The sequence below is a fragment of the Mycobacterium sp. URHB0021 genome (genome assembly GCF_054057895.1).
The window spans coordinates 7,435,631-7,457,871 of the sequence record NZ_JBSRZT010000002.1 but is presented as its reverse complement, the minus strand read 5'-3'; the positions used below and the strand labels follow the sequence as shown (position 1 = coordinate 7,457,871).

21 protein-coding genes and 1 pseudogene are annotated in these 22,241 nt (G+C 67.1%); 13 read left to right on the top strand and 9 right to left on the bottom strand.

The genetic code is table 11. The features are described 5' to 3' along the window. Positions 1-33: 33 nt before the first annotated feature. The 5 genes from ACVWWN_RS38670 to ACVWWN_RS38650 form a co-directional block, all read right to left on the bottom strand. Positions 34-411 carry a pyridoxamine 5'-phosphate oxidase family protein gene (locus ACVWWN_RS38670; protein WP_457148587.1) on the bottom strand — a complete coding sequence of 126 codons (378 nt, stop codon included), beginning with the start codon at positions 409-411 and terminating at the stop codon, positions 34-36. Positions 412-1,426: 1,015 nt separating this feature from the next. After that, a complete protein-coding gene (locus ACVWWN_RS38665) occupies positions 1,427-1,789 on the bottom strand; it encodes a nitrile hydratase accessory protein (protein ID WP_457148586.1) in 363 nt (120 codons plus the stop codon). Continuing rightward, a complete protein-coding gene (nthB, locus tag ACVWWN_RS38660) occupies positions 1,776-2,435 on the bottom strand; it encodes a nitrile hydratase subunit beta (RefSeq protein WP_457148585.1) in 660 nt (219 codons plus the stop codon). Before nthB ends, ACVWWN_RS38665 begins: the two co-directional genes overlap by 14 nt. Continuing rightward, positions 2,432-3,040 carry a nitrile hydratase subunit alpha gene (gene nthA, locus ACVWWN_RS38655; protein ID WP_457148584.1) on the bottom strand — a complete coding sequence of 203 codons (609 nt, stop codon included), beginning with the start codon at positions 3,038-3,040 and terminating at the stop codon, positions 2,432-2,434. The genes nthB and nthA overlap by 4 nt, the downstream gene beginning before the upstream one ends. A 9-nt stretch (positions 3,041-3,049) precedes the next feature. Then, complete coding sequence (locus ACVWWN_RS38650; protein ID WP_457148583.1) at positions 3,050-4,792, bottom strand: N-acyl-D-amino-acid deacylase family protein; 1,743 nt, start codon at positions 4,790-4,792, stop codon at positions 3,050-3,052. A 46-nt stretch (positions 4,793-4,838) separates the two neighbouring features. On the opposite strand from ACVWWN_RS38650, the gene ACVWWN_RS38645 reads away from it, so the two are divergent. The 7 genes from ACVWWN_RS38645 (at position 4,839) to ACVWWN_RS38615 (ending at position 10,291) form a co-directional block, all read left to right on the top strand. Further along, a complete protein-coding gene (locus ACVWWN_RS38645; protein ID WP_457148582.1) occupies positions 4,839-5,228 on the top strand; it encodes a VOC family protein in 390 nt (129 codons plus the stop codon). 23 nt (positions 5,229-5,251) lie between these two features. After that, complete coding sequence (locus ACVWWN_RS38640) at positions 5,252-5,770, top strand: mycothiol transferase (RefSeq protein WP_457148581.1); 519 nt, start codon at positions 5,252-5,254, stop codon at positions 5,768-5,770. Positions 5,771-5,772: 2 nt separating this feature from the next. After that, positions 5,773-6,330 carry a PA-phosphatase gene (locus ACVWWN_RS38635; protein ID WP_457148580.1) on the top strand — a complete coding sequence of 186 codons (558 nt, stop codon included), beginning with the start codon at positions 5,773-5,775 and terminating at the stop codon, positions 6,328-6,330. Positions 6,331-6,382: 52 nt separating this feature from the next. Beyond that, a complete protein-coding gene (locus tag ACVWWN_RS38630) occupies positions 6,383-7,897 on the top strand; it encodes an aldehyde dehydrogenase family protein (protein WP_457148579.1) in 1,515 nt (504 codons plus the stop codon). Positions 7,898-7,963: 66 nt separating this feature from the next. Beyond that, positions 7,964-8,821: a polyphosphate kinase 2 gene (ppk2, locus tag ACVWWN_RS38625; protein ID WP_457149442.1), complete on the top strand. Its 858-nt coding sequence runs from the start codon at positions 7,964-7,966 to the stop codon at positions 8,819-8,821. Positions 8,822-8,852: 31 nt separating this feature from the next. Next, positions 8,853-9,692, top strand: a complete 840-nt coding sequence (locus tag ACVWWN_RS38620; RefSeq protein ID WP_457148578.1) for a hypothetical protein — start codon at positions 8,853-8,855, stop codon at positions 9,690-9,692. 32 nt (positions 9,693-9,724) lie between these two features. Next, positions 9,725-10,291, top strand: coding sequence for a histidine phosphatase family protein (locus ACVWWN_RS38615; protein ID WP_457148577.1), 567 nt, complete (start codon positions 9,725-9,727; stop codon positions 10,289-10,291). 648 nt (positions 10,292-10,939) lie between these two features. Here the strand turns inward: ACVWWN_RS38615 and ACVWWN_RS38610 are convergent. From ACVWWN_RS38610 to ACVWWN_RS38600, 3 genes and pseudogenes are all read right to left on the bottom strand, one after another. Then, positions 10,940-11,837: pseudogene (locus tag ACVWWN_RS38610) on the bottom strand (crotonase/enoyl-CoA hydratase family protein). A gap of 112 nt (positions 11,838-11,949) precedes the next feature. After that, positions 11,950-13,989 carry a prolyl oligopeptidase family serine peptidase gene (locus ACVWWN_RS38605; RefSeq protein WP_457148576.1) on the bottom strand — a complete coding sequence of 680 codons (2,040 nt, stop codon included), beginning with the start codon at positions 13,987-13,989 and terminating at the stop codon, positions 11,950-11,952. Between the two features lie 20 nt (positions 13,990-14,009). After that, entirely contained in the window at positions 14,010-15,863 is a 1,854-nt protein-coding gene (locus tag ACVWWN_RS38600) for a flavin-containing monooxygenase (RefSeq protein ID WP_457148575.1), read from the bottom strand. Positions 15,864-15,958: 95 nt separating this feature from the next. Between ACVWWN_RS38600 and ACVWWN_RS38595 the strand changes: the two genes are divergently transcribed. The 6 genes from ACVWWN_RS38595 (at position 15,959) to ACVWWN_RS38570 (ending at position 21,658) form a co-directional block, all read left to right on the top strand. Continuing rightward, entirely contained in the window at positions 15,959-17,023 is a 1,065-nt protein-coding gene (locus ACVWWN_RS38595; protein WP_457148574.1) for a 2,3-butanediol dehydrogenase, read from the top strand. Then, entirely contained in the window at positions 17,020-17,820 is an 801-nt protein-coding gene (locus ACVWWN_RS38590) for an acetoin reductase (RefSeq protein WP_457148573.1), read from the top strand. Before ACVWWN_RS38595 ends, ACVWWN_RS38590 begins: the two co-directional genes overlap by 4 nt. A gap of 47 nt (positions 17,821-17,867) precedes the next feature. Continuing rightward, on the top strand, positions 17,868-19,166 hold the full coding sequence (locus tag ACVWWN_RS38585; RefSeq protein ID WP_457148572.1) for a GAF domain-containing protein: 1,299 nt from the start codon (positions 17,868-17,870) through the stop codon (positions 19,164-19,166). Between the two features lie 11 nt (positions 19,167-19,177). Further along, positions 19,178-20,701 carry an aldehyde dehydrogenase gene (gene adh / locus ACVWWN_RS38580; RefSeq protein ID WP_457148571.1) on the top strand — a complete coding sequence of 508 codons (1,524 nt, stop codon included), beginning with the start codon at positions 19,178-19,180 and terminating at the stop codon, positions 20,699-20,701. Positions 20,702-20,764: 63 nt separating this feature from the next. After that, positions 20,765-21,244 carry a DUF779 domain-containing protein gene (locus ACVWWN_RS38575; RefSeq protein WP_457148570.1) on the top strand — a complete coding sequence of 160 codons (480 nt, stop codon included), beginning with the start codon at positions 20,765-20,767 and terminating at the stop codon, positions 21,242-21,244. An 81-nt stretch (positions 21,245-21,325) separates the two neighbouring features. Next, entirely contained in the window at positions 21,326-21,658 is a 333-nt protein-coding gene (locus tag ACVWWN_RS38570; RefSeq protein WP_457148569.1) for a WhiB family transcriptional regulator, read from the top strand. Here the strand turns inward: ACVWWN_RS38570 and ACVWWN_RS38565 are convergent. Next, positions 21,631-21,933: a DUF4193 domain-containing protein gene (locus ACVWWN_RS38565; protein WP_457148568.1), complete on the bottom strand. Its 303-nt coding sequence runs from the start codon at positions 21,931-21,933 to the stop codon at positions 21,631-21,633. The two genes, ACVWWN_RS38570 and ACVWWN_RS38565, sit on opposite strands and share 28 nt — an antisense overlap. Between the last annotated feature and the right edge of the window lie 308 nt (positions 21,934-22,241).

Here is a 22,241-nt window from a genome sequence, read left to right as displayed (position 1 = left end):
CTTCCCTCTCGGCGAGACGGTTGGGTGTGAAGCTCAGCTCGCTTCGATGGGTACGCAGTCGTGCAGGCAGCCGGTGGCGTGTGCGGGGGAATCAGCCTCCGCCTTGCGGTGCAACACCGCGCGCCTCGGCACGATGTGCAGCGCGGAATCGCCGGGCTCGCCGCGGCCGTCCACGATCAGCGTGTAGCCGCCGGGTTCGCGCGGTGGCCAGACCAGGGTGACGTCGACGTGGTCGGAGACGTTCCTGCGGGTGCTGTTGCCGATGGGTCCGACGTCGATCACCCCCTCGGCAAGCACCGGTTCGACCGCGACCGTGTGCGCATGAAAGTCGTCGTCGACAGTGATCAGATAGGCGAATGTGAAATCGTCCAGCGCGCCGGCCAGCTGGTCCAGATCCACTCTCACGCTCATGAGTCGAGGATAGGCCCCTGTGAAATCAGGGCCCCGCACGCCCGGATGTGGTCCTGCGGCACCGGGCCTGAATGCTGAGACCGGGTGATTACAAGGACCTGCGGGGGCCACGCGCGGCCGCCGTGACAGGCGACATGGAATTTCCAGGTTCGGGATTTTCGTGTGTGGCCGCTACCCGGCAGGGCGGTTGCTGCGCAGATGTGTGCACCTTGAGGTTGGTGCGGGCACAGCGTTTCCCGCTTGCCTGGTCGGCTCCGTCGTGAATAACGAAATGCGGGTTCGCCGAAAGATATTTGCCGACGAACTCGCCTCATCGGAGCTCGCGGCTTCTCCGCCACCGACCGCGTCCACCCGGCAATCATTCTTGTGTAACAGCGCATCTCGACGATGGGTCTGGACTGCTCCGGTTGGGTGATCACTTCGTAGGTCAGCGATGGGGGCAGGGCCCCTCGGTAGCTTGCGGGTGCGAATCCATACGACTGCCGAGGGGCCCTGTCTGCTGAGTGTGAAGTTTCCCAGGGACTGACGTCGCCGTCTGCAACCCGCAACCGATCAGGTTGGTGCGGGCCCACGCCTGCGCCAGATACAACAGCGGATGTCAGCCCGCCGCAGGCTCGTCGGCCACGATGCGGGCGCGAACCCCGGGTTGCTCAACTCGGCGACAGGTTCTGCCAGCGGCAGGTCGGCGATGTCCTGACAGCCCGGGTAGAACACGAATCGATTGCCGGTCAGCTCAAGCCCGGAGACCAAACTATTGGGCGCAGGATTGTTTTGGCGGTGAGCGGTGTCACCAGTGGCGACCGTGCGGGTGATCGGCAGACCGGGTCCAGCGCGCCGCCCAGCTGGTCCGGATCGACTCTGACACTCATGCCGCGAGGATCGAACGTCTCGTGCGCTACGTTCGAGCGATATCGCACCCGGTGACCGCGCCGGCATAGGAGTGCAGGCAGGCCTTCACCTCATCTCGGGTCTGACGCCGGCGCAGATCTGAGACTCCCGATGTACGGATCGGCCATCAACACGCCTCCGTGGTATCCGGCCGATCGGCGAGCGGATTGTTGTCGAGCGTGATCGGCAGACCGTGCGGCGTCGCGTGGGCGGCGCGGCCCCAGGCGGCGCGGCGGCCGTCGAGGTGGGCGGTGGTGGACACGCCCTTGTCGACGATCAGTCGCTCGAGGGCGGCGAGCCAGTGCCGGTAGTACGTGGAGCCGTCGTCGGGATCGCCGCCGGCCTGCGCCCGCTTGATCTCGGCACCCAGCGCCACAGCCCACTCGGACGACGAGAACAGGCCGCGGTCCTGCAGACTCTCCTTCATCGCGAATGCCTGGGCCTGCCATGGCGCCTCGAATACCGGCTCTGCGTCGTCAGGCCGGTTCAAGGTAGCTCTCCCAGGCGTCGATCGACGATACGAGCGTGGGGTCGGCGTCCTCGCCCCACAGTTCGGTTCCGGTGAAGACCACGGTGTACAGCCACTGCGGTGACTCGCCGTCGCCGTGGGCATTCGAATCCGGCAGCACGTGTGCACCGTGGATACGTTCCACCACACCGCGTTTCGCACGCGCGTAGCGCGGCAGCCGGGTATGGCCCGTCGGGTTGATGTTCCGGGTCAGCACGGCGTCGCCGACAGCGAAACGCGCGGCGGTGTCGATCGCGCGACTGAAGGGGGAACCGGTCGCCAACACCGATGGCACCTCATCGGCCGCCAGCACACGCGCAACCGGCTTGGCGGCCTCCAGTGCCCGGCCGGCGGCGAGCTCATCCGCGGTGACGAGGCCCGTCTGCAGGAGCAGCCTCTGTAGTCCCTCGAACCAGATCTCGTAGTAGCTCGACGACAGGTAGCGGGCCGGCGGGATCGATTCGCGCGCGAATCGGCCTCCGTCACCGGTCCATTCGCGGGTGGCGCCCATGGCGACGACAATGCCGAACGCACGTCTCTCCCAGTCGGCATGGAAGGGCGGCTCGTTCGGCTCCTCGTCGACGGGACCGAAATTCATCAGGCCGCCCATATCGTGCACACCGTTCATGGGGAGGCCACCTGATCGGGTTCGAGGGCGAATCCGGTACCGATCATGGAGTCCCGGGTGACCAGTTCGGCCAGCTGTTGCTCCGTCCAGCCGTCGGTGCCGGCGGGCCGCATGGGCACCACCAGATAGCGCATCTCCGACGTCGAATCCCAGACCCGGATGCGGGTGTCGGGGGCAAGTGTCACACCGAAGTCGGCCAGCACGCCGCGCGGGTCGATGACCACCCGCGACCGGTACGGGGCGGATTTGTACCACACCGGCGGCAGGCCGAGCAGGGGCCACGGATAGCAGGAGCACAGGGTGCACACCACCACGTTGTGCTCGGTCGGCGTATTCGCCACGGCGCGAACGTGTTCGCCACCGCGGCCATGGAAGCCGAGCGACCGCACGGCCGCGGTGCTGTCGGTTCGCAGCCATTCGGCGAAGCCGTCGTCCAGCCACGCCTTGGCAACCACCGTGGCGCCGTTGCGCGGCCCGATCCGCGTCTCGTAGGTCTCGGTGATGGCGTCGACCGCCGCCGGATCGAGGTATCCCTTCTCGGTCAGGATCGATTCCAGTGCCCTGACCCTCATCTCAATCTCCGAGAGTTCACTGTGGTCGGTCACGATGCTCCTCTAGGCCGGCGTGGGTTGGCGGCCGCGGATCAGCTTGCCCGGACGCGCGTCGGTGGGTGTGCCGTTCTCGGAGATCACCTGGCCGGACACCACCGTGGCGACGTAGCCGTCCGCGGTCTGGTCCAGTCGGCGCCCGCCCGCGGGCAGGTCGTAGGCCACCGTCGGCTTGTGCAGTCGCAGCGCCCCATGGTCGATCACGTTCAGATCGGCCTTGTAGCCCACCGCAATTCTGCCGCGGTCAGCCAGCCCCGCCACCCGCGCGGGTACCGACGTCAGTTCGCGCACCGCCTCTGCGACGCCGAGCCGTCCGGTCGCCCTGTCGCGCACCCAGTGCGTCAGCATGTAGGTGGGAAAGCTTGCGTCACAGATCATTCCGTAGTGAGCCCCGCCGTCGCCGAGGCCGAGCACGACATCGTCGCGGCGCACCAGTTCGGCCACCGTGTCCAGTGAGCCATCGCGGAAGTTGGCCAGTGTGACGAGCAGCATGGCGTGGCCGTCGTCGTCGAGCAGTCGGTCGTAGGCCTCTTCCAGTGCGCTCACGCCGCGCGCCTCGGCGCGCGCCGCGATGCTGTCCGACCGATCGGGTTCGTAGTCGGGCGGATCGCCCAGGGGGAAGATCCAGTTGAACGCCTGCACCGCGAACATCAGCGGATGGCCGTCCGATGCCGGTTTGTCGTTCAGGATACGTTGGCGCACTTCGATTTTGCGCATCTCGGCGACCCGCTCGGCCAGCGGCAGATGGGCGATCTCGCGATAGCTCGGATACATCACGAACGGGTTGCCCGACAGCTCGAGGCCGATCACCAGACCGATCGGCCGCGGGAAGATCTGCGCCGTGACCGACGGACCGTCCGCGCCGGCATTGTCATTCGCCGTCTCCACCATCTTCATCGCGTCTTCGAAGAACGCCGGGCCCGCGTTGCCGATCGCCAGCGTGAAGGTGACCGGCAGCCCGACCTCGGCGGCCACGTCGAACACCGTCTGCAGCGCGGGTTCGTAGTCCCCGGCGACGAGGTCGGGCACGAACTGGATCAGCCCACCGCCGGCGTCCTGGACACCTCGGGCGATGGCTCCGATTTCGTCGTGGCCCGCGTCGTAACTCGGTATCGGCCGGCCGCTCTCGGTCTTGTGGATGGTCAGCCGCGACGACGCGAACCCGAGTGCGCCCGCCTGCACCGCCTCGGCGGCCAGCTTGCGCATGTGCGACAGGTCCTCGGGTGTGGCGGGTTCGCGGTCGACGCCGCGCCGGCCCATCACGTAGACCCGCAGCGGGGAGTGCGGCAGGAACGCGGCCACGTCAATGTCGCGCTTGCCTGCGTCGAGCACGTCGAGGAATTCGGGGAAGGTCTCCCAGTTCCACGGCAGCCCGTCGACCATCACCACGCCGGGGATGTCCTCCACACCGGCCATCACGTCGACGAGCACGTCGTGATCCGCGGCGCGGCACGGCGCGAAACCGACACCGCAGTTGCCCATCACCGCCGTGGTGACGCCGTGCGCCGAGGACGGCGTCATGCGCTCGGACCAGATGGCCTGCCCGTCGTAGTGGGTGTGAAGGTCGACGAAGCCCGGCGTGACCAGCAGTCCCGTCGCGTCGATCTCGCGCGTCGCCGACCCGTCGACCGCGTCACCGGCGGTGACCTTGCTGACCACCCCGTCCGACACCGCGACATCGCCGACGAAGGGCTCGCCGCCGAGGCCGTCGACGATGATGCCGTTGCGGATGATCAACTCGTACGCCATCAGCTGAATGTACGACGGTGGCTCCGGCCCATGCCAGGATGAGCCCGTGATCGCCCACCTGGGAATCAACTGTGCGGACTGGGACAGATCGAAGACGTTCTACGACACCGTGCTCGGGGTGCTCGGCTATACCCGGCAGCTGGATTACCGGGTCGCCATCGGATACGGGAGAGACGGCAAACCCGACTTCTGGATCGCCGACATGAGCGCGGGTGACGCGGCGGGGCCCAACCGGGAGGTCCACGTGGCGTTCGACGCCGCCGACACCGACGCCGTCCGTGCCTTCTACGACGCCGCAGTGGAACTGGGCGCCGAGTCGCTGCACGCGCCGCGGCTGTGGCCGGAATACCACCCCGGCTACTTCGGCGCCTTCGTCCGCGATCCCGACGGAAACAACATCGAGGCGGTCTACCACCGCGCGCAGCCGGAGGGCTGAACCGCCACAGGTAGCGTCGAGGCATGGCTGATACCGATGCTGCAGCGGTCCGTGAGCTGCTCCGCGACTCGTTCACCAGGCTCATCGAGCATGTCGAGGAGTTGACCGACGGCTTGACCGACGAGGTCGCGTTCTTCCGCCCCACCGCCGCCGCCAACAGCATCGGTTGGCTGGTCTGGCACAGCGCCCGCGTCCAGGATCTCCAGCTCAGCGATATTGCCGGCGTCGAGCAAGTCTGGTCGCGCGACGGCTGGGTGGACCGGTTCGGGCTCGATCTCCCGAGCAATGACAGCGGCTACGGCCACGACGCCAACGACGTGGGCAAGGTCCGCGCGTCGGCCGATCTGTTGGCCGGCTACTACCACGCCGTGCACAAGGCGACGCTGGAGTACATCGCATCCGTCACCCCCGACGAACTGAGCCGCGTCGTCGACACCCGCTGGACCCCGGCGGTCACCGCGAGCGCACGGCTGGTGAGCATCATCGACGACTGCGCCCAGCACCTGGGGCAGGCCGCTTATGTGCGGGGTATCGCGGGCTGACCGTGGCGGACCCGATCGGGGGCCGGGCGATCCTTCTGTGGCCGCCGGTCGCGTTGGCCGTGATGGCGCTGCTCGGATGGGTGGTCGGTAAGCGCTCGACCCCGATCGACGACTGGTTTCATCGGTTCGGACACGGCCCCGCGAAGTGGCTGCTGTTCGTCACCGACCCACACGTGCAAGCCATCGTGTGGGCGGGGTGCGTAGCGGTCGCGGCGTATCGGCGGCGGTGGCGCCTCACGCTGGTCGCGGCCGCCACGCCGGTGATCGCCGTCGCGCTGGTGCAATTGGTGAAGCGGCTGTTCGGCCGGCGCAGCGGCGGTGTGCTCGCTTATCCGAGCGGTCACACCACGGCGCTGGTCGTGATCATGGGGCTGGTGGTGTTGGGTGCCGGAGGCGCGCTGTGGGTGGTGCTCGTCGCCGCCGCGGTGTGCGCGCTCGGCATGGTCGGGCAAGGGGTCACCTACCACTACTTCACCGACACCGTCGGGGCCCTGCTGCTCGGCACCGCGCTACTGTGCGGCGCGGCCCTCGCATCAGGACGCGCACCGCAACGAACTTGACAGGTGTCAACCCGGGGCGATCTGCGTCACACCGAGTGGTTACCATGGCCACATGACAGCGTCGCCAGAAGTTGCCTCGCCCGACACCACGATCACCAACCCGGCGACGGGCGCAGCGGCTGGCCACGTGCGGTGGACCGACCCCGCCGACGTACCCCGCATCGTGGCGGGCTTGAGGGAGGCCCAGCGCGGTTGGGAGGCGCGCGGCGCCAAGGGCCGGGCCAAGGTGCTGGCCCGTTACGCGGTGTGGATGGGTGAGCATCGCGACGAGATCGAGGCGTTGCTGGTCAAGGAGACCGGCAAGTCCGCCACCGACGCGGCGCAGGAGGTGCCGCTGCTGATCATGATCGCCTCGTACTACATCAAGACGATGGAGCAGGCGCTCGCCCCCGAATCGCGTCCGGCGTCGTTGCCGTTCCTGGCGATCAAGAAGGTCGAGGTGCACTACCGGCCGCGTCCTGTGGTCGGCATCATCGCGCCGTGGAACTACCCGGTCGCCAATCTGTTGATGGACGGCATCCCCGCGCTGGCCGCCGGCTGCGCGGTGCTGCTCAAACCGTCCGAGCGCACGCCGCTGACCGCCGAACTCCTGCTTCGCGGTTGGCAGGATTCGGGCGCGCCCGATGTGATGGCGGTCGTCCAGGGCGCCCGCGAGGCCGTCGAGGCCGTGGTGGACAACTCGGATTACATCCAGTTCACCGGCTCGAGCGCGACCGGTGCGAAGGTCATGGAACGGGCCGCGCGCCGGCTCACCCCGATCAGCCTGGAACTCGGCGGCAAGGACCCGATGATCGTGCTGGACGACGCCGACGTCGATCAGGCCGCGCACGCCGCGGTGTGGGGTGCGATGTTCAACGCCGGGCAGACGTGTGTGTCGGTCGAACGGGTGTATGCGCTGGAGGCCGTCTACGACCGGTTCGTCGCGGCCGTGGTCCGCGACGTCGAGAAGCTCAAGATGGGGGCCGGCGACGGCTACGACTTCGGTGCGTTGATCGACGAGAGTCAGGTCGCGGTGACGGAACGCCATGTCCGCGAGGCGCTGGCCGCCGGCGCGCGGGCGCTGACGGGCGGACAGCGCACCACCGGCACCGGCAGCTTCTATCCGCCGACGGTGCTCGTCGACGTCGACCACTCGATGGACTGCATGACGGAGGAGACCTTCGGCCCCACTCTGCCGATCATGAAGGTGTCCAGCGTCGACGAGGCCATCCGGCTGGCCAACGACAGCCCGTACGGGCTGTCGGCATCGGTGTTCTCCAAGGACATCGAGCGCGCCAAAGCCGTTGCAGTGCAGCTGGATTGCGGTGCGGTGAACATCAACGACGTGATCTCCAATCTGATGTGCACCACGGCGCCCATGGGCGGCTGGAAGACCTCGGGTATCGGCGCGCGGTTCGGCGGTGCCGAGGGGCTGCGCAAGTTCTGCCGCCAGGAGGCGGTGGTGGCTCCACGCACCCACGTGGGCGCCGGCGGCAACTACTACAACAACTCGCTCAAGGCGCTCAAGCGGATGAACAAGCTGATGACCAAATTGGCGCTGGTCACGCCGCGTCGCGCCGCCAAGTAACGTACCCGCCGTTCACCGTCCCGTCACCCGCACGTACACCCGCGTCGATACCTTTTGTCGGTGACGATGCTTGACGGAGCCGAGGGCTACACAGTTCGCGATGACGATGACGACGACCCGGTCCTGGTATGTCAACCGGACGGCACCGAAGTCGACACGTGGCGCGAAAGCTACCCGTACGACGAACGCATGAAGCGCAGTGAGTACGAGGAGCAGAAGCGGCTGCTGCAGATCGAACTGCTGAAGCTGCAGAAGTGGAGCCAGGCCAACGGGCGCCGGCATGTCATCGTCTTCGAGGGCCGTGATGCCGCGGGCAAGGGCGGAACGATCAAGCGGTTCATGGAACACCTCAATCCGCGCGGGGCACGCGTCGTTGCGTTGGAGAAGCCGACCGAGCGCGAACGCACCCAGTGGTACTTCCAGCGCTACGTCAACCATCTGCCCGCGGCGGGCGAGATGGTGCTGTTCGACCGCTCCTGGTACAACCGTGCAGGCGTCGAGCGGGTGATGGGCTTCTGCAATGCCAAACAGCATGCCGAGTTCATCCGGCAGGTCCCGCTGTTCGAGCAGATGCTGGTCAACGACGGCATCAGCCTGACCAAGCTGTGGTTCTCGGTGACTCAGTCCGAGCAGCGCACCCGGTTCACCATCCGGCAGGTCGATCCGGTGCGGCAGTGGAAGCTCTCGCCCACCGACCTCGCCTCGCTGGACAAGTGGGAGGACTACACCGCGGCCAAGGAGGACATGTTCGCCTGGACCGACACCGAAATCGCACCGTGGACCGTGGTCAAGAGCAACGACAAGAAGCGCGCCCGAGTCAACGCGATGCGCCACGTGCTGAGTAAGTTCGACTACGACAACAAGGACCATGAGGTGGTCGGCCGACCCGATCCCCTCATCGTCGGACGCGCGCTGGCCGACTGATCGCCGCGGCGTTCAGGCAAGGAGGACGCGCGTGCGCTTTGTGGCGACCCTGTTCCTGTGGCTCGTCACGACGGTCCTCCTGGCGGTGGCGGTCCCGGCCATCTGGGCCCAGCGAAACGTGGTGGACGCAGGCGGGTACGCGGCGTTCGCCGCGTCGGCGGCCAAGGACCCCGCGCTGCAGCAGGCGATGGCCGAAGAGCTCGCCACGCAGGTATCGGCAATGCTGTCCGATCAGGGGTACGACGTCGACCCCGGTCTGGTCGGCGGTGTCGCCGCCGCCTACACCGCCAGCGCGGCGTTCCCCGGCCAATTCGCGCGGGCCAACGATGTCGTGCACCGGTGGATGTTCACCGACACCACCTCGCAGGACTCGCAGGGGCGGTGGATGGTCGACCTCGCGCCGATGCTGTCGGACACATCGTTCAAGCAGACGCTGGCCAACTTCAACGTCGAGGTGCCGGACTCGTTGACGGTTCCCGTGACCGTCTCGGAGTCGATGCGCCCCGGCCAGCTGCGTCAGGTGGCGACGTGGGGACCCTGGGCCAGTATCGGTGCCGGCATCCTCACCGGGGTATTCGCGTTGCTGATGCTGGCTGCTGCCCGGGCTCGCGGCAAAGCGCTTGCGGCGCTTGGTGTGTCGGCGCTGCTGGTCGGCGCCGCGGGATGGGCCGGGCTCGAGGTGGCGCGGCGCTACATCGACACTGCACTGGACCGGACGCAGGGCGACATCCGGCAGGTCGCCGATGTGATGGCCAACCAGGCGGAGGGCAGTCTGCATCAGTGGCTGAACCTCACGCTCGCGGCGGGCGGCGGCTTGGTGGTGTTCGGCATCCTGGTGTCGATGTTGGGTGGTCTGCGCCGGCGGGAGTGATACGTCCCGGCTCGGTGAACAAAGGAGTCGCTATGCCGAAGCGAGGATTTGCCCGCGCCGCGGCCGCGTGCGTGTTGGCCGCCGTTCTTTTCATCACGGCGCCCTTCACCGCGTGGGCGGCCGGTTCGATCACCTTGACGTTTGTCCGCCACGGGGAATCGCAGGCCAACGCGGACGGCGCGATCGACACGCGGGTGTCTGGTCCCGATCTGACCGCGATCGGCCGGCAGAAGGCGCTGGACGTGGCCGACGCACTCACCACGACCGGGACTCCGTATGACGGGATCTACGTGTCGACCATGATCCGGACCCGGCAGACGGCGGACCCGTTCGTCACCGCGACCGGGCTTCCGGTAGATGTGCTGCCCGGCCTTCGGGAGATCAATGCGGGCAGCTACGAAGGGGCACCTCAGAATTCGGGTCTTCAGCGGATCCTCTATGCCTTCCCGCGATCGCCTGGACGCTGGGGTTGCGCTTCGTGCCGATCCCCGGCTCCACCGATTACGACGGCAGCGAGTTCGAGGCGCGGACCGACACCGCCATCCAGACGATCCATGACAGCGGCGACATCAACCCGGTGGCGTTCTCGCACGGCCTGACCATCTCGACCTGGACGATGATGAACGTGAACAACCCGGATCCGCTGCTGATCCTCATCCATCCGCTGGGGAACACGGCGGTCGCGGTCGTCACCGGCAACCCGACAGACGGTTGGACGCTGCGGAGCTGGGACGGGATCGCGGTGAATCCGAATCCGGCACTGCCGACCGAGCTGTTCGTCGATTTCCGAAACTTGGTGGCGCCGCAAACTGCGATCTTCAACCTGCGCCAGGCCCTGGCCACGGGGGACCCGGCGAGGATCGCCGGCGCAGTCCGGGAGGGCATCGTCGACGTCACCAAGGCGGCCGTCACGTTCCCGGTCGCGGTGACCCGCGATGTCGTCGACGCCGTGCGCGGCGTGATCCCGAACCAGGTCACTCCGATTGCGCCGGCGGTGAGGGCGGCCGACACGACGATCAAGGCCGATGAGACCGTTGACGACGCCGTCCGGCCCCATGCGACGACGTCACCGACGAAGCCCTGGAGACGGGCGACGAAGCCGCCCGGAAAGCCGGCCGCGACGCAGCGGGTCGCGCGCAAAGAAGGAGTCCGGGACAACGTGAGCGCGCACCCCGAGGCACGCACCGGGGCGGCCGGCACGCCGCCACCGGGTCACATCGCGAGGCGGCCTGAGCCAACCGCCATGGTTACGGCTCGATGATGTGCTCGGGGTTCGGCCGTCTGTCGGCCGGCGCCTGGCTGTAGTCGCCCCGGTCCGTCGCGGCGCTCGATCGCTGCGCGTACCCCGTCGTCGGCGGCCGTGTCGATGAACTCGAGTGCCTCCGGGGTGTTGCGCATCAGTCCGTCGAGGATGCCGCCGAGTGTCTGCGTGGAGGACAGGCCCATGTTCTCGTACGCCTGGTTCACGATGAGTTTCTGCGCCTGCAGTTGGGACAGCGGAATCTCGGCGAGCTTCGCGGCGACTTCCCCGACCCGGGCCTGCAGGTTCTCGAACGGGACGGACTCGTTGATGAGTTCGACTGCGGCGGCTTCCTTTCCGGTCAGCGGTTCGCCGGTCAACGAATGCCACTTCACCTTGGCCAGGGACAGCCGGTAGAGCCACATGCCGGTCAGGTAAGCCCCCCACATCCGGGCGTACGGCGTGCCGATGACCGCGTCGTCACTGGCAATCACCAGATCTGCGCACAGCGCGTAATCGCTTGCGCCGCCGACACACCAGCCGTGCACCTGGGCGATGACGGGCTTGGACGCACGCCAGATCGCCATGAACTTCTGGGTCGGGCCGGTCTCCCTGGCACTGACCATCGCGAAGTCCTTGCCGGGATCCCAGCGTCCGCCGGTGTTCATCGAGTCGCCCCAGTGCTGGAAGCCGCCGCCGAAGTCGTAGCCCCCCGAGAAGGACCGGCCCGCACCGCGCAGCACGATCACCTTGATGGCCGGATCGCGTTCGGCCAGCCCGATCGCGGCCTCGATCTCGTCGGGCATCGGCGGCACGATGGTGTTGAGGTGCTCCGGCCGGTTCAGGGTGATGGTGGCAACGGGCGGTTCGGTGGTGTAGAGCAGCGTCTCGAACGTTGTCGGCATGGATTCCAGTCTGCCCGGTGTGGCGGCCGCGACCACCGGCGCACCGATCCGCCCAATGATCGGCGTGCTTACCGACATCGCGTTGAGATAGGCGGCGAAGTTACACGTCGCGTCACCCGTCGAGGGTGCGGTGCAGGAACTCGTAGATCAACGCGGACCGGAACGCGGTCTGGGCGTTGTCGGCCGCCCCGGCGTGGCCACCCTCGATGTTCTCGTAGTACTGAACCGGTTGGTTCGCCTCCTCCAGCGCCGCGGTCATCTTGCGGGCGTGGCCCGGATGCACCCGGTCGTCCCGGGTCGAGGTGGTGACCAGCACCGGCGGATACTTGCGGTCCGCTGAAACATTCTGGTACGGCGAGTATTTGGAGATGAACTCCCAGTCCTCCGGGTCGTCCGGGTCGCCGTACTCGGCAACCCACGACGCGCCGGCCAGCAGCAGATGGAACCGGCGCATGTCCAGCAGCGGCACACTGCACACCAGCGCGCCGAACAACTCCGGGTACTGCGTCAGCATGATGCCCATCAGCAGGCCGCCGTTGCTGCCGCCCTGTGCGCCCAGTTGCTCGACGGTGGTGATGCCGCGTTTCACCAGATCCTGTGCCACAGCGGCGAAGTCCTCGGCAACCAGGTGCCTGCCCTCGCGCATCGCCTGGGTATGCCACGTCGGCCCGTACTCGCCGCCTCCCCGGATATTGGCCAACACGTACGTGCCGCCGCGGGCCAGCCACAGCCGACCGAGCACACCTTCGTATCCCGGTGTGCGGGCCACCTCGAAACCGCCGTACCCGCCCAGCAACGTCGGCCCGGGTGACATGTTGTGGCGGTGGCCGACGACGAAGTAGGGAATCGCGGTGCCGTCGTCCGACGTGGCGAAATGCTGAACGACCGCCAGATCGGCCGCGTCGAAAAACGACGGCGCCCGCTTGATCTCGGTGAGTTCGCCGCCGGCCTTGCCGTGGAGCAGCCGTGACGGGGTGTCGAAACCGCTGGAATCCAGGAAGATCTCGTCGCCCAGATGATCGGTGGCGACGATCACCGTGTTGGTGTTCTCCGGCACGGCCGCAATCGGTTCGGCCTCCCAGGTGCCCGGCGTCAGCACCTGCACGCGGCTGGCGACATCGGCCAGCGTGACGAGCATCAGCCTGTCGCGAGTCCAGGCGTAGTGGTTCAGGCAGGTGTGCTCGTCGGGCCGGAAGACGACCTGCAGTCGCGCTGTTCCGGCGAGGAACTCGTCGTAGTCGGCGGCCAGCAATGCGCCGGCGGGGAACTCGACGCCGCCGGTGAACCAGTCGGTGCGCAGTTCGATCAGCAGCCAGTTGCGGTGGACGGAGACCGTAGCGTCGGTCGGCGCGTCGATGCGGATCAACTCGCCGCCGCGCAGTTCGTAGCTCTCGTCGTTGAAGAAGTCGACGGCGCGAGTCACTGTGGTGCGTTCGAATCCGGGTGTGCGGTCCACCCCTGCGGCCACGATGACGTCCGTCGGCGCGCCGCTGAACAGCGTCTCGGCCGCCTCGAGCGGCTGTCCGCGCCGCCAGCGCTTGACCAACCGTGGATAGCCGGAGTCGGTCAGCGAACCTTCCCCGAAGTCGGTTCCCACCAGGACGGTGTTCCGGTCTTCCCAGGTGATCTGCGTCTTGGCCTCGGGCAACTCGAAGCCGTCGATCACGAATTCGCGTGTGCGCATGTCGAATTCGCGGACAACGGCGGCGTCCGAGCCGCCCCGCGACAGGCTGATCAACGCCAGGTCGAGATCGGGCTCGATGACATCGGCGCCGGCCCACACCCAGTTCGTATCGTCCGCGCGCGCCAGTTCGTCGATGTCGATGACGACGTCCCAGTCCGGTTGTTCAGACCGGTAGCTCGCCAGCGTCGTGCGCCGCCACAGCCCGCGCGGGTTGGCCGCGTCCCGCCAGAAGTTGTACAGATACTCGCCCCGCCGCCGCACGTAAGGGATCCTGGCGTCGGTGTCGAGCACCTCGAGCGCTTCGGTGCGCATCTGCTCGAATCGGTCGCCCGCCAGCTCCGAGACGGTCGGTTCGTTGTGCCTGCGGACCCACTCCAGTGCGTCGTCGCCGGTGACATCCTCGAGCCAGAGATACGGATCTGTGCCAGTCTGCTCTTCGCGCGAGCGCTCATCGTCCACGCCAGCCATTCTGGCCGTAGACGCTGCGCTCAACTCAGGTGGTGTACCTCGCCGAGGCCGTAGACCGGAGTGGGCAGGCCCTCGGCGCGTGCCTTGATCTGCAACGCCAGATACAGCGAGTAGTGCCGCGACTGATGCAGGTTGCCGCCGTGGAACCACAGATTCTCCTGCTGGGTGGGCTTCCACATGTTGCGCTGTTCGCCCTCCCACGGCCCGGGGTCCTTGGTGGTACCGGAGCCGAGGCCCCACACCTTGCCCACCTTGTCGGCGACGTCCTGGCCGATCAGATCGGCGGCCCAGCCGTTCATCGACCCGTAGCCCGTCGCGTACACCACCAGGTCGGCGGGCAGCTCTGTGCCGTCGGCGAGCACCACCGAGTCCTCGGTCAGCCGGTCGACCTGCCCGTGCGCGAGCTTGATCCTGCCGTCGGCGACGAGGTCACAAGCCCCGACGTCGATGTAGTAGCCCGACCCGCGGCGTAGGTACTTCATGAACAGTCCCGACTCGTCATCACCCCAGTCCAGCTCGAAGCCGGCCGCGGTGAGCCGCTCGTAGAAGTCCTTGTCGCGTTCCCGGATGGCGTTGTAGATCGGGGTCTGGAACTCGTGCATGATGCGGTACGGCAACGAGGCGAACGTCAGGTCGGCCTTCTCCGTCGTCATCCCCGCCGCCACCGCGCGTTCGGAATAGAGATCACCCAGTCCCAGATCCATCAGCGAATCCGATCTGACGATGTGGGTTGATGACCGCTGCACCATCGTCACGTCGACGCCGTTCTCCTGCAGCGCCTTGCAGATATCGTGCGCCGAGTTGTTGGACCCGATCACCACGGCCCGCTTGCCGGCGTAGCGATCGGGACCGGGATGTGCCGACGAGTGATGCTGGTCGCCGGCGAAGATATCCTGCCCAGGCAAAGTGGGCACACTCGGCTTGCCCGACATGCCGGTGGCCAGGATCAGCTGGGTCGGGTGCAGGGTGAGTTGCTCGCCGTCCCGGTCCAGCTCGACGGTCCACCGCTTCTCGGCCTCGTCGAACGACGCCGACAGGCAGGTGGTCCTCGACCAGTACGGGATCTCCATCACCTTGGTGTAGAACTCCAGCCAGTCGCCGATCTTGTCCTTCGGCGCGAACACCGGCCAGTTCTGCGGGAACGGCATGTACGGCAGGTGGTCATACCAGACCGGGTCGTGCAGGCAGAGCGACTTGTAGCGCTTGCGCCACTGGTCTCCCGGCCGCTCGTGCCGGTCGACGACGATGGCGGGCACACCGAGTTGGCGCAGCCGGGCGCCCAGTGCGATGCCGCCCTGGCCGCCGCCGACCACCAGCGCGTACGGCTGCGTGGTGCGACCGAGCGCGGCCTCCTCGTCGGCGCGCTTCTCGGCCCACGACCGGGTGTCGGGATCGTCGCCGTGGACCGCGCCGAGCACTCGGGTCGCGCCTTTGGGCTCCTCGTGTCCCTTCAGTTCCTGCATCGCCGTCAACAGCGTCCAGGCCTCGTCTTTTTGTGCGTTTTCCTGAGCTCCGTCCGCAGTGCCCTTCAGACGCAGGTGGCCGATGCCGCGGCCGACGGCCGTCTCGAACTCGATGAACGCCGATACCACCCCGCCGCCGTCATCGGTCGGTGTCTCCCGGGTCCGGAACCCGGACGGGTCGGTCTCGGCCAGCCGGGCGGTCAGCATGTCGGCGATGTCGTCGCGGCCCTCGAGTGTCTTGATGTTCCACGTGAAGGAGACGAGGTCACGCCAGAAGCTGTCGACGGCGAACTTGGCGATGACCCGCTCGATATCACGCACAGCCAGGGCGGCCTCGAAGTCGGCGAGCCACGCGTCGATGCGTTCCGCCGGCGACGGGGTGGTGGTGGTGGATTGCAGCGTCTGCGTCATGTGACACAGCACACACCTGTTCCGCCCCGATCGGCAAGGGTTGCAACCCGTTGCAACTCTTCCGCCTGTGGCGACGGTCACACCATGCTGAGGCGATGAGAGCAGCTGTCTACTACGGACCGAACAAACTCGAGGTCGAAGACGTCGCCGAGCCCGCGCCGGCGCCAGGGACCGTCAAGGTCAAGGTCGGCTTCAACGGAATCTGCGGCACCGACCTGCACGAGTACTACGCGGGCCCGATCTTCATCCCGACCGAACCCCATCCGCTGACACACCAGCAGATGCCGCTGGTGGTCGGGCACGAGTTCTCCGGCGTCATCACCGACGTCGGCGAGGGAGTCACCGGTTGGGCCGAGGGTGACCGGGTGGCGATCGAGCCGGTCTACAAGTGCGGTCACTGCCCCTCGTGTCGGGCGGGTAACTACAACATCTGCGCGCAGATCGGCTTTCACGGGTTGATGTCCGACGGCGGCATGGCCGAATACACCGTTGTGCCGACCGACATGCTGCACAAGTTGCCCGACAACGTGTCGCTGCAACTGGGTGCTCTGGTCGAGCCGATGTCGGTGGCGTATCACGCCGTCACGCTGAGCGACGTGAAAAGCGGTGACACCGCGGTGGTCTTCGGCGCGGGACCGATCGGGATAGGGCTGTGGTTCGCGCTGCGCGGCAGGGGTGTGGACGACGTCTTCGTCGTCGAACCGTCGCCGACGAGACGGGCGTCGATCGAGGCGCTTGGCGCGGCGACGCTGGACCCGACGGGCGTGGACGTGCCGGCGTTCATCGCCGATCACACCGATGGCGGCGGCGCCGGTGCGGTGTTCGACGCGGCGGGTGTGGCGCCCGCCGTCGAAGTGGCGCTGGCGTGTGTCGGGGCCCGCCGGCCGATGGTCAGCGTCGCCATTTACGAAAAGCCGCTCACCACACCGCTGTTGAATCTCGTCATGAACGAATCCCGCATCCAGGGATCACTGTGTTACACCGCGGCGGATTTCGAGGCCGTCATCGCCCTGATGGCGCAGGATGCGTACGACACCACCGGCTGGGTGACCGAGATCGGCATCGACGACGTGGTCGACCAGGGCTTCGAGGCGCTGCACCTCGGAACGAAAATGAAGGTTCTCGTCGATCCGTCGATGCAAGGAGCGCAGGCGTCGTGACATCACCACTGACAGGCAAGGTTGCCCTCGTCACCGGCGGCGGCCGCGGAATCGGGCGCGGCATCGCGCTGCGGCTGGCACGCGATGGCGCGGATATCGCGTTGGTCGACATCGGGGCGGACGGGATTGACGCCGTGGCGGACGAGATCGCCAGGATAGGCTCGAAGGCAACGACATTCGTCGCGGATGTGAGCGATCGCGAGCAGGTGTTCGCGGCTGTCGATCACGCCGCGACCGCGCTGGGCGGCTTCGACATCATGGTGAACAACGCCGGCATCGCGCTGGTCGGACCGATCGTCGACGTCACGCCGACGGAGGTCGCCCGGATCTGGTCGATCAACGTGGACGGCGTGCTCTGGGGGATCCAGGCCGCGGTCGCGAAGCTGAAGGCACTTGGAAGTGCCAAAGGAAAGATCAGCGGGAAAATTATCAATGCGTCGTCGATCGCCGGCCACGACGGCTTCGCCATGCTGGGCGTCTACAGCGCCACCAAGTTCGCAGTGCGCGCGCTCACCCAGGCGGCGGCCAAGGAGCACGCCCAAGACGGCATCACGGTCAACGCATACTGCCCGGGCGTGGTCGGCACCGACATGTGGGTGGAGATAGACAAGCGGTTCGCCGAACTGACCGGCGCCGCGCAGGGCGAGACCTACGACAAGTTCGTCGGCGGCATCGCCCTCGGGCGCGCCGAGACACCCGATGACGTCGCCGGGTTCGTGTCGTACCTGGCCGGTCCCGACGCCGACTACATGACCGGCCAGTCCGGACTCATCGACGGCGGCTTGGTCTACCGGTGACCGCCCGTTGTGGCGGATGGATGTGATGGGGAGCACAATCACCAGTGATGCCTCGTCCGCCTGTACCTGAACCTGCTGTCGCAGTGGGCGAGGATCCACGCCGTTACGCCCAGCTGATGTCGGTGGTCTACGAAGCCACGATGGCGGGCGTCCGGGCGCCCGCGCGACCGCGCAAGGTCATCGAGGACTCGTGGCACCGCTTGATGGCGAAGGGTATCGACCCCGACGGGCTGCCGGCGCCCGACGTCGAGGACAACGCGCTCGAGACGCTGCGTCAGTCGTCCGGGCTGACAGCCGTGCTGGACGAACTCTCCCGCGGTCTCGAATCGCTGATCGCCGAGGGCGACAACATCCTCGTCGTGGCGGACGCGCAGGGCCGGGTGCTGTGGCGCGCGGGGTCGAGGTCGGTGCTCGGCGCCGCCGACCGGCTCGGCTTCGTCGAAGGCGCCCACTGGGGTGAGAACGCCGTCGGAACCAACGGCATCGGCACCGCATTGATGTCGAACCACGCGGTGCAGGTGTTCTCCGCCGAGCACTACTCGCGCAGCCATCACACGTGGACGTGTGCCGGTGCTCCGATCAAGGACCCGAGAACGGGCCACGTCATCGGTGTGGTCGACGTGTCCGGCCCCGCCGCGACCGTGCACCCGACGACGGTCGCGCTCGTCGATGCAGTGGCGCGACTCGCCGAATCGCATTTGCGTGAGCTGCACGACCGCACGCTGAACAGCCTCAGGAGCGTGGCCGCGCCAATCCTCGCCCGAATTGCCAGCCCGGCGCTCGCCGTCGACCCGGATGGATGGGTGGCGGCGGTCGACTCACTGCCGCCGCACAACAGGATCGCGCTGCCGCAGGAGATCGCACCGGGGCGGCTGCTGTTCCCGACGCTCGGCCCGTGCGATGTCGAACCGTTGCCCGGTGGGTGGCTGGTCCGGCTCGCCGAACAGGAATCCCTCGACATCGTGTCGCGGGCAACGCTCGACCTGCGCGACACCGACGCGCCGTCGCTGAGGATGCTCGGCCAATTCGGCGGCTGGCGGCACGATCTCACGCTGAGGCATGCGGAAATCCTTCTGGCGCTTGCACTTTCACCTGCCGGTCGATCCGCGCCCGAGCTGGCCGCCGATCTGTACGGCGATCCCTCCCGCGTGGTCACTGTGCGTGCCGAGTTGTCGCGGCTACGTAAGCAGTACATCGGGTTGCTCGCCGCCCAGCCGTACCGGATCGCTGCCTCGGTGCAGGTCGAGGTCGAGTACCCGAGGGACGTGGCGACACTCCTGCCGACATCGACGGCACCGTTCGTCCGTGCCGCCCGCACCGAACTCTTGAAATCGAAATCCAATTAAGGAGGACAGCTATGACCACGTACAGCCGCCCAGGTGCTGCGGACGCCCTGATGGCTTACGAATCGCGGTACGCCAATTTCATCGGCGGTGAGTGGGTCGCACCGGCCGGAGGTGAGTACTTCGAGAACCCGACGCCGGTGACGGGGCAGACGTTCTGCGAGATTCCCCGGTCGACGGACGCCGATATCGACAAGGCCCTCGACGCGGCCCACGGCGCGGCGACCGCGTGGGGCAAGACGTCGGCCGCCGAGCGAGCGGGCATCCTCAACAAGATCGCCGACCGCGTCGAGGCCAACCTCGAGTCGATCGCGCTGGCCGAGGCGTGGGACAACGGCAAGCCGATCCGGGAGACGCTGAACGCCGATATCCCCTTGGCCATCGACCATTTCCGCTACTTCGCCGGCGCCATCCGCGCGCAGGAGGGGTCGCTGTCCCAGATCGACGACGACACTGTCGCGTATCACTTCCACGAACCGCTCGGTGTGGTCGGGCAGATCATCCCGTGGAACTTCCCGATCCTGATGGCCACCTGGAAGCTGGCGCCCGCGCTGGCGGCAGGCAACGCCGTGGTGATCAAGCCGGCCGAACAGACCCCGGCATCGATCCTGTATCTGATGAGCCTGATCGGTGACCTGCTGCCCGCGGGCGTGGTGAACGTGGTCAACGGATTCGGGTTCGAGGCGGGCAAGCCGCTGGCGTCGAGCAATCGGATCGCCAAGATCGCCTTCACCGGTGAGACCACGACCGGCCGGCTGATCATGCAGTACGCCAGCCAGAACCTGATCCCGGTCACGCTGGAACTCGGCGGCAAGAGCCCCAACATCTTCTTCTCCGACGTGATGGCCGCCGGCGACGACTTCCAGGACAAGGCGCTGGAGGGCTTCACCATGTTCGCCCTCAACCAGGGTGAGGTTTGCACCTGCCCGTCGCGGTCGCTGATCCAGGCCGACATCTACGACGAGTTCCTGGAACTCGCGGCGATCCGCACCAAGGCCGTGCGCCAGGGCGATCCGCTGGACACCGAGACCATGATCGGCAGCCAGGCGTCCAACGACCAGCTGGAAAAGGTGTTGTCCTACATCGAGGTCGGCAAGGACGAGGGCGCGCGTGTCGTCACCGGTGGTGAGCGCGCCGACCTCGGCGGCGATCTCGCAGGTGGGTTCTATGTGCAGCCGACCATCTTCGAGGGCAACAACAAGATGCGGATCTTCCAGGAGGAGATCTTCGGGCCCGTCGTCGCCGTGACATCGTTCAAGGACTACGACGATGCGATCGACATCGCCAACGACACCCTCTACGGATTGGGGGCAGGCGTGTGGAGCCGTGACGGCAACACCGCCTACCGCGCCGGGCGTGACATCAAGGCCGGCCGGGTGTGGACGAACTGCTACCACGCGTACCCGGCGCACGCGGCGTTCGGTGGCTACAAGCAGTCCGGCGTCGGCCGCGAGAACCACAAGATGATGCTGGACCATTACCAGCAGACCAAGAACCTGCTGGTGTCGTACAGCAACAAGGCCCAGGGATTCTTCTGACGGGCGCTTGCGCGTGGAGGTACCGCCCTGTCCGAAGGACCAGGGGGAGAGGCGAAGATTCTGATGCACAGGGCACTGGTCACTGCCGCCGCCGCCGACTTGTTGCGGCGGCTGCAGGACCGCCACGGCGACCTGATGTTCCACCAGTCCGGCGGCTGCTGTGACGGATCCTCGCCGATGTGCTACCCCGACGGTGAGTTCATCGTCGGCGACCGCGACATCCTGCTCGCCGTCCTCGATGTCGGGGGCGGTGTGCCGGTGTGGATCTCCGGACCGCAGTTCGACGCCTGGAAGCACACCCAGCTGGTGATCGACGTGGTGCCCGGACGGGGCGGCGGGTTCAGCCTCGAAGCCCCCGAGGGCGTGCGGTTCCTGAGCCGAGGCCGCGCCTTCACGGAGGCCGAGAATGCACAGCTGGCAGAGACGCCGCTGGTCACCGGGGCCGACTACGAGCGCGGAGTACGTCCTCGAGATGGCGGCACGCACATCGTCGCCGAGGCCGTCGATGCCTGTCCCATACCCGGAGGCGCGCGGCGCGTGTAACGACTAGCAAACATCGACCGACGTCATCTGTGACACCTGTGCCTGCTGGTACTCGCGGGGCACATGATGGGAGGTCGGGGAATGGCGCGACAGAGTAATCATCAGACGTCGTTCGCGCGCACGCAGTGCCTACGGCTGCCGCCCGCCACCGAATCTGCGTGGAGCTGGCAGCTGCTGGGTAGCTGTCTGGGGCAGCCGCTGGATGTGTTCTTTCCCGACGACCACGCCGGCCGGAACCGTCGTCGGCGCGAAGATGCTGCGAAACTCATCTGCCGCGAATGTCCCGTGCTGGCGCAGTGCCGCGAGCATGCGTTGCGAACGCCCGAGCCGCACGGAATCTGGGGGGCGATGACGGCACAGGAGCGCGCGAGAGAGCTGCTGGGTCGTCAGATGCAGTCGTCGCAGATCAGCTGACCGCCCTGCTGCAGCGCCAACCGATTGCGATGCTGCACCAGAAAACAGCTCGAGCAGGTGAACTCGTTGGCCTGCTTGGGAATCACCCGGACCGCGAGCTCCTCACCGGCAATCTCGGCATCGGGTAACTCGAACGCATCGGCGGCATCGCCGTCGTCGACGTCGAGCACCGCCGTCGCGGCATCCGAGCGCCGCGTGACGGCCAGTTCCTGCAGTGGCTCGTCCGCGGTTTCATCGGTTTCCCTGACGCGCGGCGCGTCGTAGTCCGTGGGCATGGAGGCTCCTCTCTGAGGCTCGGTAACCTGGCAAACGCCGCGGGGCAGCCCTTTGTTCCCCTGTTGCTAAGGTTGGTAACCCTGCAAGTGGCTCAACATATTTGACCGGATTGACCACGTGTTTCTGGATGGCATCGAACGGGTTGCGCGTTTTCCCGGATCGAGTGGCCGCAGGAAGGACGACGTCGTGACGGCGCGGCTGTCGAGTTGATGTCGGCCCGCCGGCCTCGACCGCCGCGGCGGCCGCCCGCTACGGAGCCCACTTCTTGGATGGATCGCGCGTCAGCGCCCGAACGTCGGCTACTAGG

Bases quoted from the DNA above. Each gene is read 5' to 3' on its own strand.
- ACVWWN_RS38570 (WP_457148569.1), top strand. From the start codon at position 21,326: ATGGCGCGACAGAGTAATCATCAGACGTCGTTCGCGCGCACGCAGTGC.
- ACVWWN_RS38640 (WP_457148581.1), top strand. From the start codon at position 5,252: ATGGCTGATACCGATGCTGCAGCGGTCCGTGAGCTGCTCCGCGACTCG.
- ACVWWN_RS38585 (WP_457148572.1), top strand. From the start codon at position 17,868: ATGCCTCGTCCGCCTGTACCTGAACCTGCTGTCGCAGTGGGCGAGGAT.
- ACVWWN_RS38670 (WP_457148587.1), bottom strand. From the start codon at position 411: ATGAGCGTGAGAGTGGATCTGGACCAGCTGGCCGGCGCGCTGGACGAT.
- ACVWWN_RS38615 (WP_457148577.1), top strand. From the start codon at position 9,725: ATGCCGAAGCGAGGATTTGCCCGCGCCGCGGCCGCGTGCGTGTTGGCC.
- ACVWWN_RS38650 (WP_457148583.1), bottom strand. From the start codon at position 4,792: ATGGCGTACGAGTTGATCATCCGCAACGGCATCATCGTCGACGGCCTC.
- ACVWWN_RS38630 (WP_457148579.1), top strand. From the start codon at position 6,383: ATGACAGCGTCGCCAGAAGTTGCCTCGCCCGACACCACGATCACCAAC.
- nthB (WP_457148585.1), bottom strand. From the start codon at position 2,435: ATGAACGGTGTGCACGATATGGGCGGCCTGATGAATTTCGGTCCCGTC.
- ACVWWN_RS38575 (WP_457148570.1), top strand. From the start codon at position 20,765: ATGCACAGGGCACTGGTCACTGCCGCCGCCGCCGACTTGTTGCGGCGG.
- ppk2 (WP_457149442.1), top strand. From the start codon at position 7,964: ATGCTTGACGGAGCCGAGGGCTACACAGTTCGCGATGACGATGACGAC.
- adh (WP_457148571.1), top strand. From the start codon at position 19,178: ATGACCACGTACAGCCGCCCAGGTGCTGCGGACGCCCTGATGGCTTAC.
- ACVWWN_RS38605 (WP_457148576.1), bottom strand. From the start codon at position 13,989: ATGGCTGGCGTGGACGATGAGCGCTCGCGCGAAGAGCAGACTGGCACA.
- ACVWWN_RS38595 (WP_457148574.1), top strand. From the start codon at position 15,959: ATGAGAGCAGCTGTCTACTACGGACCGAACAAACTCGAGGTCGAAGAC.
- ACVWWN_RS38600 (WP_457148575.1), bottom strand. From the start codon at position 15,863: ATGACGCAGACGCTGCAATCCACCACCACCACCCCGTCGCCGGCGGAA.
- ACVWWN_RS38565 (WP_457148568.1), bottom strand. From the start codon at position 21,933: ATGCCCACGGACTACGACGCGCCGCGCGTCAGGGAAACCGATGAAACC.